Raw genomic sequence first — 14445 nt, 5'->3', positions numbered from 1 at the left:
GCCCGCGCGGCTGATTGCTATTTCATCCGCACGGCGGAGGTGCCCGACGACGGCGAGTCATAGCGTGGAATCACAGGCACGGACCACCGCCGAACCGGTGGGCACAGTGCAGGAACGAGGAGGAACCGTGAACACGCAGACGCACAGTCAATCCGGATTCGCCGAGGCGACCGGCCCGGCCGAGCCATCACCTCAGCCCGCCATCCAACCCCACCCGCCCGGAACGACGGATTCCATGTCCGGTCCGACCGCCTCGGCGATGGATGGATCGCACACCCCCGCCGAGGATGTCGACGCGAAAGGACGGCCGCTCGCGGTCGTGCCCGCTCGGGTCCCGTGGCTCGAGATCGGAATCTTCGCCGTCACCGCATTCGGGCTCGCTTGGATTGCCTGCCTGCCGCTGTGGTTCTCCGCGGAGGGGATCGGCGATCCCGTTCTGCTTCTGGCCTGCGGCAGCGCCATGATGTTCACTCCGCTCATCGCGAGCATCATCGCCTCCATCGTCCAGCGCCGCCGCGCCCGTGCCAGGGGAGAGGTCCTGGCCAGTGCTCCGCGCTACTTCGGCTTCTGGCCGCTGCGCAGCTTCGGCCGAGTCATCGGGATGACCACCGCCGCCTTCTTCGGGATCATGGTGCTCGTCGTCCTCGGCTACCTGGTCAGCGCGGCCTTCGGATGGCTCGCCCTCGATCTCGACGGGCTGTCCGGGTTCAAGGCACAGTTGGAGACGATTCCCGGCACGGACTCATTGCCGACTGCCGCCGCCATCGCCATCTACCTGCTGCTCATGTTCGTCAGCTCGGTGGCCAATGTCGGTGTCACGATCGGCGAGGAATTCGGCTGGCGCGGATGGCTGCTCACCAGTCTGCGTCCCCTGGGCACCTGGCCCGCACTGCTCATCATCGGCGTCGTGTGGGGCCTGTGGCACTCACCGCTCATCCTGCTCGGCTACAACTTCGGCCGCCCCGACATCGCCGGTGTGGGTTTCATGGTCGGCGGCTGCATCATGGTCGGCATCCTCTTCGGCTGGCTGCGCCTGCGCACCGGATCCGTATGGCCGGCCGTGTTCGCCCATGCCGCACTCAACGGCTGCGGGGCCATGTTGTTGGGCCTGTTCGTCGATGCAGGTGCGCCGACTCCGGATCCGGCGCTTGTCGCGTTCCTCGGAGTCGCAGGCTGGATCGTCTCAGCGATCGTCATTGCCGTCCTCGTCTTCACCGGCCAGTTCCGCAAGCAACCGGAACTGGGCATCAAAGCGAAGGCCGGCCCCGAATCTTGAGGCTCGGCCCCGGCGTCGGCTAGGCTCAAAACCCGATCAACCGGAATCCCAAACCCACAGGAGCCTCATATGACCTTCGGACCTTCGCTGCTGCAGACCGCCGGACGCGTGTTCACCGCACCGATCTTCATCAGCGGCGGATACTCGGCCGTCACTGATCCGGCAGGCAAGGCAGCGATGGCCGAGTCGACCCTGGACGCCATCCGCGAATACGTGCCCGGGCTGCCCGACGACAACGAGCTGCTCGTGCGCATCAACGGCGGCGTCCAGATCCTCGCCGGCACCACCCTTCTGCTGGGCATCAAGCCGCGCCTCTCGGCACTCGCACTCGCCGGGTCCCTCATCCCGACCACGCTCGCCGGACACTCCTTCTGGGAGATGGAAGGCGGAGAGGCGAAGGCTCACCAGACCCAGTTCTCGAAGAACCTCGCCGCGCTCGGCGGACTGCTGCTCCTCATCGGCGCCGGTGAGAACCAGAAGGCCATCGACAAAGCGGCCGCCAAGGCTGCCAAGAAGGCCGCGAAGAAGGCCGAAAAGCACGCCCTCAAACAGGCCTGAGGCATGACACAGCCGTCCGCCGGTGATGCCTCCGCGCAGGAGGCCGCGGGCGGTGTGTCCGCCGATCCGATGTCAGCCGCGGTCGCTGACATCATCACCTTCAATGACGTCAAAGATCCCGAGCTCTGGACGCGACCGACCACGCCGCCGTCCGTGATCGCCATCGTCGACCACGACCCCGCCTGGACCGATCATTTCGCCGAGGCGGCCCACCGGATCCGTCGGGCACTGAGCCCGAGCGGTGCGTTCGTCAGCATCGACCACGTCGGGTCCACCTCGGTGCCGGGATTGCCTGCGAAACCGATCATCGACATCGCCCTCGTCGTCGCCGACCCCACGGCCGAAGACGACTATGCCCCCGCGCTCGCCGAAGCGGGATTCGATCTCACCCTCCGCGAACCCTCGTGGTACGAGCATCGGATGTTCAAACGACTCGACCCGGAACCTGGGCAGCCTGGGTGCAATCTCCACGTCTTCGGACCCCGGTGCGCGGAAGTGGCACGGATGCGGCTCTTCCGAGATCGGCTGCGGGAGCATGCGGTCGAGCGCGAGGCCTACGAGTCGGTGAAGCGGACATCGGCCGCGGAATCGAACGCGGTCGGGGAGACGGTCATGGGCTACAACGCCCGCAAGCAGGTAGTCGTCCGCGAGATCTACCACCGCATCTTCGAAGCCCGAGGCTGGGTCTGACCCACTCCACTGATGCACCAGTTCCGATGGATCTGATCCACTCCACATACACTCCCGTCTCGAAGCGTCTGATCCGTTGACTCACACCCCCGTCGCCGTTTGCTTAGGGTAGGCTAAGTAAAGACTTGCGAACGAGGGGTGGAGCGAATGGTCAACTGGCAACGCGGCGTGATGCGGCTGATGCGCATCACGAATCACGAAGTGGTCGTCACCGGGGTCACGGACTTCACCCCGACCTACCGTCGGATTCACTTCTCCGGTGCCGAACTGCTGGCCCAACTCGATGAGGTCTTCCCGACTCTGTGGACCCGGCTGTGGTTCCCGCACCCGGAGAAGGGCGAAGGCCACCTGAGTCAGCGCGGCTACACATTCTCGGCCATCGATCTTGAGGCCGGGACTTTCAGCCTCGACTTCGTCCTCCACGGTGACCTCGGGGAAGCCGATTCGGGCGGCCCGGCAAACCAGGCAATTCCGGCGGACCCGGCAGTTTCTGCGGGCCAGGCGGGCCCGGCAGCCTCGGTAAGCCCGATTGAGGCGGAATCCACGTCCGACATCGGTCCCGCGGCCCGCTGGGCGGCGCATGTCCGTCCAGGTGACACCATCGAAGCCGCCCTCACCCCTGCGCGCCTCGACCTGCCCGACGACACCTCCCACCTCCTCCTCGCGGGGGACCTCACCGCGCTCCCGGCCATCAATTCCTGCTGCGAAGCCGTCCCCGCCGACATTGCCATCACCGTGGCGATCACCGCCGACCCGGCCGAGGTGACAGGGCTCCCGCAGTCCGAGCACCCCAACGCGACGTGGCATTGGGCGAGTCAGGGTGTGAGCGCCGAGGCGGCCCCGCAGCATCGCACGGATCGATCCGTGGCCGATCGCCTGCGCGGACTCGACCTCGATACCGCCGGACTGTACGTCTGGGCGGCGGGGGAGAGGAACATGGTCAAAGAGGTCCGCCGCTTCGCCAAGGGCGATCTGGGGCTGGGGCGTTCGCAGCAGTTCTCCCAGTTCTACTGGTTCGCCGACAAACCCACCGGCTGAGCCGCGCCGACACGAATCGCTCGACCCTCCGACCCGCCACAGCACTGGATTTCCGTCCCCATTCGCCACACCCCTGGAATTCCGCGCAGAGACGCCTATGCTCGAGGTATGGCCAAGGCACTCCTCATCGTCGATGTCCAGAATGACTTCACCGAAGGCGGCGCGCTCGGAGTGACCGGCGGTGACGCCGTCGCCGAAGGCATCACCGCTCACCTCTCCGCCCATGTCGGAGACTACGACGCGATCATCGCTTCCCGCGACTGGCACGATGCCGACAATGACAACGGCGGCCACTTCAGTGACTCCCCGGACTTCGTCGATTCCTGGCCCGTCCACTGCGTCGCAGACACCGTCGGTGCGGCCTTCGACCCTCTCCTCGACACCGCGGCCATCACCCACGAGGTCCGCAAGGGCCAAGGCAAACCCGACTATTCGGCTTTCCAGGGGATCACGGACACGGGGAGCCGCCTCGGCGAGCTTCTTGGCGATCTCACCATCACCGAGGTGGACGTCGTCGGCATCGCCACCGACCACTGCGTACGCGCCTCCGCACTCGACGCGCTGAGCGCGGGATTGAGCGTTCGCGTGCTCACCGACCTCGTCGCGGGCGTCGGAGACGAGTCGAGCAGGGCCGCCCTCGCGGAGGTCGAGAAAGCGGGGGCCATACTCGCCTGAGTCGCCGACTCTCCGCGGAACCTCTACCCTCAAAAAGACTATCGCCCCAGGTCAGCGCGTTTTCTCCATCGAAAGTTGCAGATCGAATCCGAACTCACAGGCGATGTGTGTGACTCCGTAGATTGATGGACTGGAGTCATGAACTCACCACTGGCGAAAACCGCACATACGCTGACATCGAAGCGCGGTTCGTGGCTCGTCCTCGGCGGGATCGTCGTCCTCGTCGCTCTGCTCTTCGGACTCCTGTCCGGGGCAGGGGAAGACCGGGCCAACGAAACCGCGCCGGCCGATTCCGAATCGACTCAAGCACAGACAATCCTCGACAAATTCCCCGAGGCGGACAAGCAGTCCGTCATGGTCGTGGCCTCGAACGAGGACGGATCCGAACTGTCCGCCGACGACCAGGCCGAGCTGAAGAAGCTCGGCTCCTCGCTGGGCGACTCCGTCGGCGACGAATCCACCGAGACCGTCACCGGACCGATCCTCAGCGACGACAAGCAGGCCGCGCTGCTCATGGTGCCCATCACGGTCGGCCTGACGAACTCCGACACCGCCGAGACCGTCGACGGCCTGCGCACCGCCATCGCCGACGACCCGACAGCCACCGGACTCACTGATGATGGCATGTCCCTGCTGGTCACGGGCGGTCCCGCGATCGGCGCCGACATCGCCTCGGCATTCAACGGCGCGGACTTCACGCTGCTGATCGTCACCATCGTCATCGTCGCCCTCCTGCTCATCATCACCTACCGCTCACCGATCCTGTGGCTGCTGCCGCTCATCGTCATCGGCACCGCCGACGGACTCGCCTCGACCGTGACCGCGGCCGTCGGCGACTGGCTCGATCTGCAGTTCGACGCGGGCATCATCAGCGTCCTCGTCTTCGGCGCCGGAGCGAACTACGCGCTGCTGTTCATCTCCCGCTACCGTGAGGATCTGCGCCGATTCACCGACCACCGCCGCGCGCTCGCCGAAGCCTGGACGCACACCGCCACGACGATCCTCGCCTCGAACCTCACCGTCGTGCTGTCCCTGCTCAGCCTCGTCTTCGCGATCATCCCCGGCACCCGCGGCCTGGGCATCACCGCGGCCGTCGGCCTGCTCATCTCCGCAGCCGCCGTCCTCTTCGCGCTGCCGCCCGTACTCGCGATCTGCGGCAAGAAGATGTTCTGGCCCTTCATCCCGAAGGTCGAAGACACCGCCGACGAAGAGCTCACCCCCGCCGAGGCGGCCACCGTCGGCCGTGCCACCGCACCTGAGGGTGCGACCGCACGTGCGGGTGCGGCCAAGCCCTCGATCTGGCGGATCATCGCCACCCGCGTGGTCCGCAGACCGGGACTCCACCTCGGTGCCGGGATCGTCATCCTCGGTGTCATGGCCACCGGGTTCATCGGATCCTCGATCGGTCTCGATCAGACCGAGAAGTTCCGGGTCCAGTCCGAATCGGCGCAGGGACTCGACGTCCTCGCCGACCATTTCCCGCCCGGGGAATCCCAGCCGATCTGGATCGTCGCCGATACCGACCATGCCGATGAGGTCGCCGAATCGGTCAACGATATGAACGGCGTCGTCCGCGCCTCGGCGATCGAGGACACGAACATCGACGGCACCTCGGTCACGAAGATCATGGTCACCGGCGAGTATGCACCCGACAGCACGAAGGGACTCGACCTCGTTGAGGACATCCGCGGCGACGTCCACGCCATCGACGGAGCCGACGCTCAGGTCGGTGGTGCCGCGGCCACGGAGCTCGACGCCCGTGACGGCAACCAGACGGACTTCATGACCATTGTTCCGATGGTCTTGGCGATCAGCTTCATCATCCTGCTCGGCATCCTCCGCGCACCCATCGCGGCGTTCACCCTGCTGCTGGTCAACGTGGTCTCCTCCGCGGCGGCGATCGGGCTCGGTGCGTTCCTGTCACGGACGATCTTCGGTCAGTCCGCCCTCGATGCACAGGTGCCGATCCTCGCGTTCCTCTTCCTCGTGGCACTCGGCATCGACTACTCGATCTTCCTCGCCCACCGTGCGAAGAAGGAGTCCGTCCTCCACGGCGGACGCCAGGGCATGGTCGAGGCCGTCGCCCACACCGGCGGCGTCATCACGAGCGCCGGCATCGTCCTGGCCGGAGTGTTCGCGGCACTGGGCATGCTGCCGCTCATGGTGCTCGGCCAGCTCGGCCTCATCGTCGGAGTCGGCGTACTCGTCGACACGATCATCGTCCGCACCATCATCGTGCCCTCGATCTTCGGACTCGTCGGCGACAGGATGTGGTGGCCCAACAAGGCGATCACGCACTTCCACGAGCGTGCGGCATCCGGTGCGGCTGACGGTGACGAACACTCCACCCATCTGCTCGCCGAGAAGGAATTCGCGGACTCCGGTTCCGGGATTCACCACGGCAGGCACTGAGCCGTCACGCTGGGTGGGCTCGGGCGACGACGCAGATCGTCGCCCGGGCCCACTCGGTTTCCGCACCGGACGGTGCAGATGTCATACCACCGGGGTTCCGGATGTGATTGAGTTGGCAGGGAGATCATGACAGCACTGGATCACCGCTTCGGCCGCCTGGCCGCTGAGGCCGATCTGCAGGAAGGTGGCAGCGTGGGCGCACGCAAATGGACGGAACGCACGATGGAGTTCGGTCAGCACGCCATCGCGCTCGTCCTCATACTCATCTCCTGCTTCCGCTCGGTCTCTGCCGGTGCACCGATGCTCGCCGCCGTAGCTGTGAGTGTCGTCTTCCTCGCTTGGTACGCCCTCGGCGCCGTCCGCGCCGCTCGTTCCGGCGCACTGGTGTTGGCGAAATGGTGGCTCATCGTCCTCGCCGCCGCCTGGCTGTGCACCCTGCTCGTCTCCGCCGAGTTCATCTGGGTCGCCTTCCTCCTGTGGCTGCTCGCCGGTCACCTTTTCTCCCTGCGAATCGCGGTCGTCTTCACCGCACTCACCTACATCGCGACCATCGTCGCCCCGCTCGCGCACTACGGGCAGGTGCCGACCCCGAGCATCATCGGCTCCCTCATCGGTGCCGTGTTCGCTCTCGGGCTGTCCCGCGGTTATATCGAACTCCTGCGCGAGGGGCGCCGCCGTGAGGAACTGCTTCGCTCCCTCGAGCTTGCCCACCAGAATCTGCTCGATCTGCAGGACGAGCTCGCGCTCACCCAGCGGCATGCCGGCGAGATTCAGGAACGCACCCGCGTCTCTCGCGACATCCACGACACGATCGCACAGTCGATCTCGTCGATCCGCCTCATCGCCCACGCCGAGGCGGAGCGCACCACCGATGATCACGCTGGTCAGGTCCTCGCCCAGGTCGAGGATCTCGCCGCGCAGAGTTCCCGCGACGTCCGCCGCATCATCGCTGCGCTCGCCCCAGCCGAACTTGAGGACGGCGCACTGACCGCTGCCATCCGTCGGCTGCTCGCCCGCCTCGAGGAGGACAGTGCCATCAGGGGCCGCCTCGACGTCGACGAGACCCTGCCGACCCTGTCCGCCGAGGTGGAGGTCGCGCTGCTGCGGACCGCGCAGTCGGCGCTCGCCAACGTCCGCCAACACTCCCAGGCCACGCGCGTGATGGTCAGCCTTATGGACCATGACGGGGCAATCAGAATGGACATCGTCGACGACGGGGTGGGCATGGCCGATCCGCACAATCGGCAGCGGAACCCCGATTCGGGATTCGGTCTCGACTTCATCGGCTCCAGGATGCGCGAACTCGGCGGTGAACTCGTCATCGAATCGAGTCAGGGTTCTGGCTTCGCGATCTCCGCGACTCTGCCCAGCCAATCCCAGCTGCACACCCGGGGTGAGGGTCTCGGCACCGCTGATGAAGAAACGCGCACCGACACAGGAGAGAACGCATGAGCATCCGAGTCATCCTCGTCGACGATCACCCGGTCGTGCGGGCGGGTTTGAAGTCCGTCATCGACGCACCGGACCACATCGCCGTGATCGGTGAGGCCGGCAGCGGCGAGGAAGCGCTCGCCGTCGTCGACGAACTCGACCCCGACGTCGTCCTCTGCGACCTGCGGCTGGGGGAGGGGATCGACGGCATCGAGGTGACGAAGCGACTGCGGGCACGGCCGAACCCGCCGGCGGTGCTCATCCTCACCACCTTCGACCTCGACTCCGAGATCATCGCCGCGATCAACGCCGGGGCCTCGGGGTACCTGCTCAAGGACATCGATCCGGGAGACATCTCAACGGCGATCGAGAAAGCGGCGAAGGGTGAAACCTATATGCCTCCGGAGATCTCGTCGAAGGTCTTCGCCGCGATGCGCAACCCGAGTCCGAAGCTCACCCGGCGCGAACGCGACGTCGTCAGACTCTTGGCCACGGGGGCATCGAACGCGCAGATCGCCCAGGAGCTCTTCGTCACCGAGGCGACGGTGAAGAGCCACCTCGTCAACGTGTTCACGAAGCTCGGGGTGGACTCGCGGGCCCGCGCCATCCGCGTCGCCGAGGACCAAGGGCTGGTGTAGAGGCCGCGCTTCTCGCAGTCTCCGCCGAAAAACGGGCTGAGCGTCGAGAAACGCATGTGCACCCCCGTTTCTCGACACGCAGCCCGTTTTTCGGCGAGTGCGCGGTTCTATGCTCACCACACCCGAAGTGCCAATACGATTGCCGCCGCATATGATCAAGCTATGAATCGGGGTATGAGCAGGAGAAACGCGTCATGAAGCGGATGTGGGCGGCGGTCGTGGCAGCTGGCTTGGTCACCCTGAGCGGGTGCAGCAACGACGCGGGCCAGCCGGAGGGAACACCGTCGCCGACGACTACCCCGACCCTGGCTGAACCCGTCGAACTCGACTATTACGCCTCAGTGATCACCGACAACGGCTCGGATCTGGCGCTCGTCGGTGACTGGATGAGCCAGAAGCTGCGAGTCGTCGATGCCAAAGGCGACGAGAAGTGGAGCATCGACTCCAACGGCAATGAAGACGACGGCGGCGGCACCGAAGCCTATTCTGCGGGTGAGAACGTCATCGTTCACGACTACTCGGGTGCGACGACCGCCTACTCATGGGCCGACGGGCAGGAAGTCTGGTCCTTCGACCTCCCCAGCACCGCCGGTTCTTGTCGCCCAGCCCAATCATTCGGGTCACAGTCGACGAGTGGGAACAGCCGCCTCGGCGAGGGGGACCACATTCTGATCGAGAACATTTGGATGGACGCCGAGGAGAACTGCAAGCCCTCGGCCGACGGGAACACAGTCCTCTACGCCCTCGACCCGGACACAGGGAAGGAAGCGTGGCCGGCACTGTCGGTCGGCGAAGACGGCGAGACCTTCGGCGGTCGCCTTCTCGAACTGGCACCCGACCGCAAATCCGGGATCATGTCGTGGATGGACGGGGCCGAGTCGATGGTCACACGAGTGAATTTCAAGGACGGCTCGCACACGTCAATCCCCATCACCGAGGCGCGCGAGATCGATGACACCGGAGTCGATTACTTCACCGTGCTTCCGACCGCCGATCCCAGCAGTCTGACGTACGTGTACGGGTCGATGGACGGCGACGATCCGATGAGCTCGACAGTCACCCGGGCGGCCAAACTGAGTGTCCCCACGGACCTGAAGCCGTCCGATTCGGCGACATTGGCAGCCACCGGGCATTCTGTCGATGTGAGCATGAAAGACAGCTTCGATGACGTGTGCAGCGCCGAACTGCACTTCACCGCAGGCGGCAAGCCGGCGTGCCTGCAAACTCAGCTGTTCGCGTCAGCGGTGAAATACCAAGGGTCCGACGGGGCCGTCGACGGTTGGTATGCCGACGCCCCGGAGGCCGCGGTCGCCAGGATCGGCGGTCTTGGCGGTCCACAGTGGGAGCCCGTCGACCACGGAGATCAAACGCTCGTCGTCGTTCCCGCAGCCGAAAGTGGGATCGCTGCATTGGATGCTGCGAACGGCAAACCAGTGTGGACGACCAGCGGGACCAAACTGCGTGAGGAGGGCGAAACAGGAAGTTGGGGCGGCCAGGGTGTGTTGCCGGACCTCGGGTTGATCGTCGTCACTGACAACAAGAAGACGACGTTTTTCAATGCGAAGACCGGCAAGCCTGTCAGCGACCATCCGGCCGGGGACTACGCCGAACTGACTTCGAGCGGGAGATTCGCCATCGCGACGAACGAGGACACGAGCACGATGTGGGCCGTCGTTGACAGATGAAGAGTCGGGGCGACGGCTCGGTCGGGTAGCCAGCCGGTCGGACTGACCATGTCGGCTGGACCAGGACCCGAACCGGCCCCACCGACGCCCTGTCCGACTGTCAGGTGAATAACTGATTGGTAATCACCCTTACCGTCGCTCCAGGTGAGAGGCGCAGACGATCGGGACGGAGAACGCGGCACCGCCCGAATCGGCCCGCTTCGACTACGGAGTTTCACCTCCTACCGGTAGTCTGTTCCCTGCACATCGGGACGGCCGCGCGCATGCGCAGCGCAGTCCAGGTCGAGACAGCGGAGGTGACATGGCAGGCGAAGACGAGACGTTTCCGCCCCGCCCGGTGACCCCGCCGAACCGCCGCATCGGTGCACTGTCCGGCAATACCAAGGGCATCAGCACCTCCACGCACACCGCCACCGAGGCAGCTCCCGGCCAATCCGCGGACGCGGACTCCCAGCGGCCCCCGGTCTCCAAAGACCCTGTAACCGCTCAGTCCGGAGTCGATGATGTCGACGCCTCGGCGTTGGACATCACCCTGCCGCACGTCGGGGAACTCACCTCTGCCAGTGAAGACGCCATCGTCGACCCATCGGAAGCGGTGCTCGAGAGCATCGACCTCGACACCTGGAAATGGCCCGAGTTCTTCGCCTTCGCGCTCACCCGAATGCAGGAGATCTTCCCGACCGGCGGCATCCCGCGCGGCATCGGGCCGGTGCGCGAATACGTCACCGAAGACAACGACTTCCGGTCCTTGACGATCGACCGCGAGAAATGGCCGGCCGCCGACGAGGACTGGACCACCGTCGGCGACGTGCTGGCCAACACCCACACCGACGCCTGGCTCGTCACACGCAACGGAGTGGCGCTGGCCGAGGAATACGCCTGGCCGATGAAGCCCGCCCGCCAGCACATGCTCTTCTCCGTGAGCAAGTCCATCGTCGCCACCGTTATCGGTGCGCTCGCCGACGCCGGACTGCTGCGCCCCACCGACCTCGTCACCACGCATGTGCCCGCACTGGCTGAGAGCGGATACGCGGGAGCCACCATCCGCGATCTGCTCGACATGCGCTCGGGCATCAAGTTCTCCGAGGAATACCTCGAGGATGGCTCCGAGATCCGAGCCCTGTTCGAAGCGGTCGATTTCGCGCCCCGATCGGCCGCCTCGGCGAAGGGGATCAAGAACTTCCTCACCGGGCTGACCAGCGACCGCGAACACGGCTCTGCCTTCGTCTACCGCAGTTGCGAAACCGACGTGCTCGCCTGGATCGCCGAGACGGTCACCGGCCAGCCGTTCTCGATCGTCGCCAGCGAATACGTGTGGTCGCGGATCGGCGCCGCCCACGCCGCCCAGGTCTGCCAGGACCGGTGGGGCGGATCGATCGCCGACGGCGCCATCAGTGCCACCCTGCGCGACCTCGCCCGCTTCGGCGAGATGATCGCCCGAGGCGGCACCACTGACAACGGCGAACGCGTGCTCTCGGCGGAATGGGTCGACGACATCTTCACCGGTGCCGAGGACTCCGCTGAGGTCTTCGCCGCGTCCCCGTCCGGACGCTCCTACCCGGGCGGAATGTACCGCAGCCAGTTCTGGATGCCCTCGGCCGACCGCAACGTCGTCATCGGCATCGGCATCCACGGTCAGATGCTCTACATCGACCGCGCCACTCAGACCGTCGGCGTCAAGCTCTCGAGCGACCCGGAACCGGTGAGCCTCGCGGCCCAGCACGGCACCCTGGCCATGTTCGAGGCCATCGCCGAGGCGGTCCCGACCGCTGGTCAGACGCCTGCAGGTCCTGCCCCCACCGAGGCGGCTCCCCGGAACGCCGTACCTGGCCCCGCGTCTGCAGTGCCGAGCGCAGCTGCTCCCGCCGACCCGAGTATCGGCAGCCCCGAGGCGGAGAGCGCCGAGGCGCTGGCTGCGGAGTCGATTCCGGTGGCTGCGTCACCAGCCGAAGCGGTGCAGGCGGCTGCGGAATCCGTCGAATCGGTCCCTGCGCAGACCTTGCCCGCCGCGGCGGAAGATGCCCCCGTAGCGCCGGCTCCCGCGGACCCGACTCCGGCAGCCCCAGCAGCTGCAGACCTTGCATCTGCAGCGCCCGTGCCTCCGCTGAATGAAGCCGCGGTTGCACCTCGTGAGGCCCCGCCTGCCTCAGCCGCAACTGAGGAACCGCCTCTGCCGGGAGCGCAGCCTGCCCCACTCATCGGCCAGAACACTCTCTACTGAGGTCCAGCGGTTCGCGTGTCGCCTGCGAGCGGATCCACCTCGAAACAGCGCGGAATATCGAGGCGGATCCACCCGCAGGGAACAGTGGACGTCATGTTTAGACGAAACCCGTGCGGTCGAAGAGCGAGATCGGTAGCGTGAGGATCGGAATGACACCGATCACAGGAGATATGACCATGACCGACTTCTTCGACCGCGAGACCGACGGCAAGTACGACAGGGCCTACAAGGAAACCACTCCCGACATCCTCAAGGCCTTCGGCGAGTTCAACAACGCCGTCTTCGCCTCCGAAGGTCGTGAGATCCCGCTGAAGTACCGTGAGCTGATCGCCTACGCCGTCGGCTTGACCACCCAGTGTGCCTACTGCATCGATGCGCATTCGAATGCCGCCGTCAAGGCCGGCGCCACGGAGACCGAACTGGCTGAGACCGCCTGGACCGCCTCGGCGCTGCGTGCCGGTGGAGCCTATGCCCACGGTCGTCTGGGTTTCAAGCTCACCGGGGTCCACGAGCACTGAGTTCGCCCCGGGGCGAGTCCCGATTGCCTAGACTGAAAGGCGATCATGAGTGACGAGCCCCGCACCCTTCCGCGCAGAACACCCCGTTCCCGCCCGCACCGCATCCTCGTGCTGGCACTGGACGGGGTGTCTGCCATGGATCTCGGCGTCCCCGTCCAGGTCTTCGGCCGGGAGTCGAACGCAGCCACAGACCGCACCGAGGCGGCCCCACGCTCCCAGCCGAATCCGAGCGGTGAGGCGGCTTCCGCCGTTACCGGCGGACGGCCGACGATCGTGCCCGCAGGCAACTGGCCCTATGAAGTCGAAGTCTGCGGCATCACCGCAGGAAAGGTGACCGGTTCGGACGGGCTCGACTATTCCGTCGACCAGGGACTTCACGCCCTGGAGACCGCGGACACGATCATCCTGCCGGGTGCCACCTCGGCGGTGGCAGAAGAACCTCCGGCCTCGGTCATCGGGGCGCTCCTCTCGGCATTCGAACGCGGCGCGCGGATCGCTGCGATCTCCACCGGCACCTTCGTCCTCGCGCGCACGGGACTCCTCGTCGGGCGGCGCGCCACCACGCACTGGTCGACGGCGAAGGAGCTCGCCCGACGGTTCCCCTCGATCAAGGTCGACGAAAACGTCCTCTTCATCGACGAAGGGCAGCTGCTGACCTCCGCCGGAGCCGCCTCGGCGATCGATCTGTGCCTTCACCTCATCCGCAGCGATCACGGCGTCGGACTGTCCAACCAGGTCGCCCGGCGACTCGTTGCCGCCGCCTATCGCAGCGCCGGCCAGGCGCAGTACGTGCCGCGCAGCGTGCCTGACCCGCTCGGCGACGACTTCGCCGACACCCGCGAATGGGCGCTTCAGCACATCGGGGAGAAGATCACCCTGCGGGATCTCGCCGCCAATGCCGGAGTCTCCGTGCGCACCTTCTCCCGCCGCTTCGTCGAAGACACCGGCTACACGCCCATGCAGTGGGTGCTCAGAGCTCGAGTCGATGTCGCCCGGGAACTCTTGGAGAACTCCGACCTGGGCATCGAACAGATCGCTGACCAGGTGGGACTCGGAACGGGTGCGAATCTGCGGATGCATTTTCAGCGCATCCTCTCGACCTCCCCGAACGACTACCGTCACTCCTTCCAGGGCTGAAAGCGGGCGCTCGCCAGGGCGAGGATCTGACACTTCCGGGCCGAGCTAAGGCATTTTTCGGCACATTTCAGGGGCCCAGATCACACGAAGACAATGGTGGCCAGAAACTTTCGACCTTTGGCAATACGACTGGCGAGAACCTTGCGTAGATTGTCTGGCTGGCCAC

The 14445-nt window shown here is 65.9% G+C and carries 12 protein-coding genes; all 12 read left to right on the top strand.

Annotated elements, in window-relative coordinates:
• Positions 1-127: 127 nt before the first annotated feature.
• The 12 genes from AC3CD9_RS12785 (at position 128) to AC3CD9_RS12730 (ending at position 14279) form a co-directional block, all read left to right on the top strand.
• Complete coding sequence (locus AC3CD9_RS12785) at positions 128-1276, top strand: CPBP family intramembrane glutamic endopeptidase (protein ID WP_488364219.1); 1149 nt, start codon at positions 128-130, stop codon at positions 1274-1276.
• 69 nt (positions 1277-1345) lie between these two features.
• Positions 1346-1834, top strand: a complete 489-nt coding sequence (locus AC3CD9_RS12780) for a DoxX family protein (RefSeq protein WP_139467985.1) — start codon at positions 1346-1348, stop codon at positions 1832-1834.
• Positions 1835-1837: 3 nt separating this feature from the next.
• Positions 1838-2524 (top strand): GrpB family protein, encoded by a 687-nt coding sequence (locus AC3CD9_RS12775; RefSeq protein ID WP_488364218.1) that lies wholly within the window; start codon positions 1838-1840, stop codon positions 2522-2524.
• Between the two features lie 147 nt (positions 2525-2671).
• Complete coding sequence (locus tag AC3CD9_RS12770) at positions 2672-3562, top strand: siderophore-interacting protein (protein WP_488364217.1); 891 nt, start codon at positions 2672-2674, stop codon at positions 3560-3562.
• A gap of 108 nt (positions 3563-3670) precedes the next feature.
• A complete protein-coding gene (locus AC3CD9_RS12765) occupies positions 3671-4237 on the top strand; it encodes an isochorismatase family protein (protein ID WP_488364216.1) in 567 nt (188 codons plus the stop codon).
• Positions 4238-4375: 138 nt separating this feature from the next.
• Entirely contained in the window at positions 4376-6649 is a 2274-nt protein-coding gene (locus AC3CD9_RS12760) for an MMPL family transporter (RefSeq protein WP_488364215.1), read from the top strand.
• Between the two features lie 126 nt (positions 6650-6775).
• Positions 6776-8101: a sensor histidine kinase gene (locus AC3CD9_RS12755; RefSeq protein ID WP_488364214.1), complete on the top strand. Its 1326-nt coding sequence runs from the start codon at positions 6776-6778 to the stop codon at positions 8099-8101.
• Positions 8098-8718 carry a response regulator gene (locus AC3CD9_RS12750; protein WP_488364213.1) on the top strand — a complete coding sequence of 207 codons (621 nt, stop codon included), beginning with the start codon at positions 8098-8100 and terminating at the stop codon, positions 8716-8718. Before AC3CD9_RS12755 ends, AC3CD9_RS12750 begins: the two co-directional genes overlap by 4 nt.
• 194 nt (positions 8719-8912) lie before the next feature.
• Positions 8913-10403 carry a YncE family protein gene (locus tag AC3CD9_RS12745; RefSeq protein WP_488364211.1) on the top strand — a complete coding sequence of 497 codons (1491 nt, stop codon included), beginning with the start codon at positions 8913-8915 and terminating at the stop codon, positions 10401-10403.
• A gap of 301 nt (positions 10404-10704) precedes the next feature.
• Positions 10705-12624: a serine hydrolase domain-containing protein gene (locus AC3CD9_RS12740; RefSeq protein WP_488364210.1), complete on the top strand. Its 1920-nt coding sequence runs from the start codon at positions 10705-10707 to the stop codon at positions 12622-12624.
• 149 nt (positions 12625-12773) lie between these two features.
• Complete coding sequence (locus AC3CD9_RS12735; protein ID WP_488364209.1) at positions 12774-13142, top strand: carboxymuconolactone decarboxylase family protein; 369 nt, start codon at positions 12774-12776, stop codon at positions 13140-13142.
• Between the two features lie 45 nt (positions 13143-13187).
• Complete coding sequence (locus tag AC3CD9_RS12730) at positions 13188-14279, top strand: GlxA family transcriptional regulator (RefSeq protein WP_488364208.1); 1092 nt, start codon at positions 13188-13190, stop codon at positions 14277-14279.
• Positions 14280-14445: the final 166 nt, after the last annotated feature.

Source organism: Brevibacterium sp. MGP-B1, from assembly GCF_057766545.1.
Note: the sequence above shows the minus strand (reverse complement) of the source record. Positions and strands in the feature narration are given on the sequence as shown.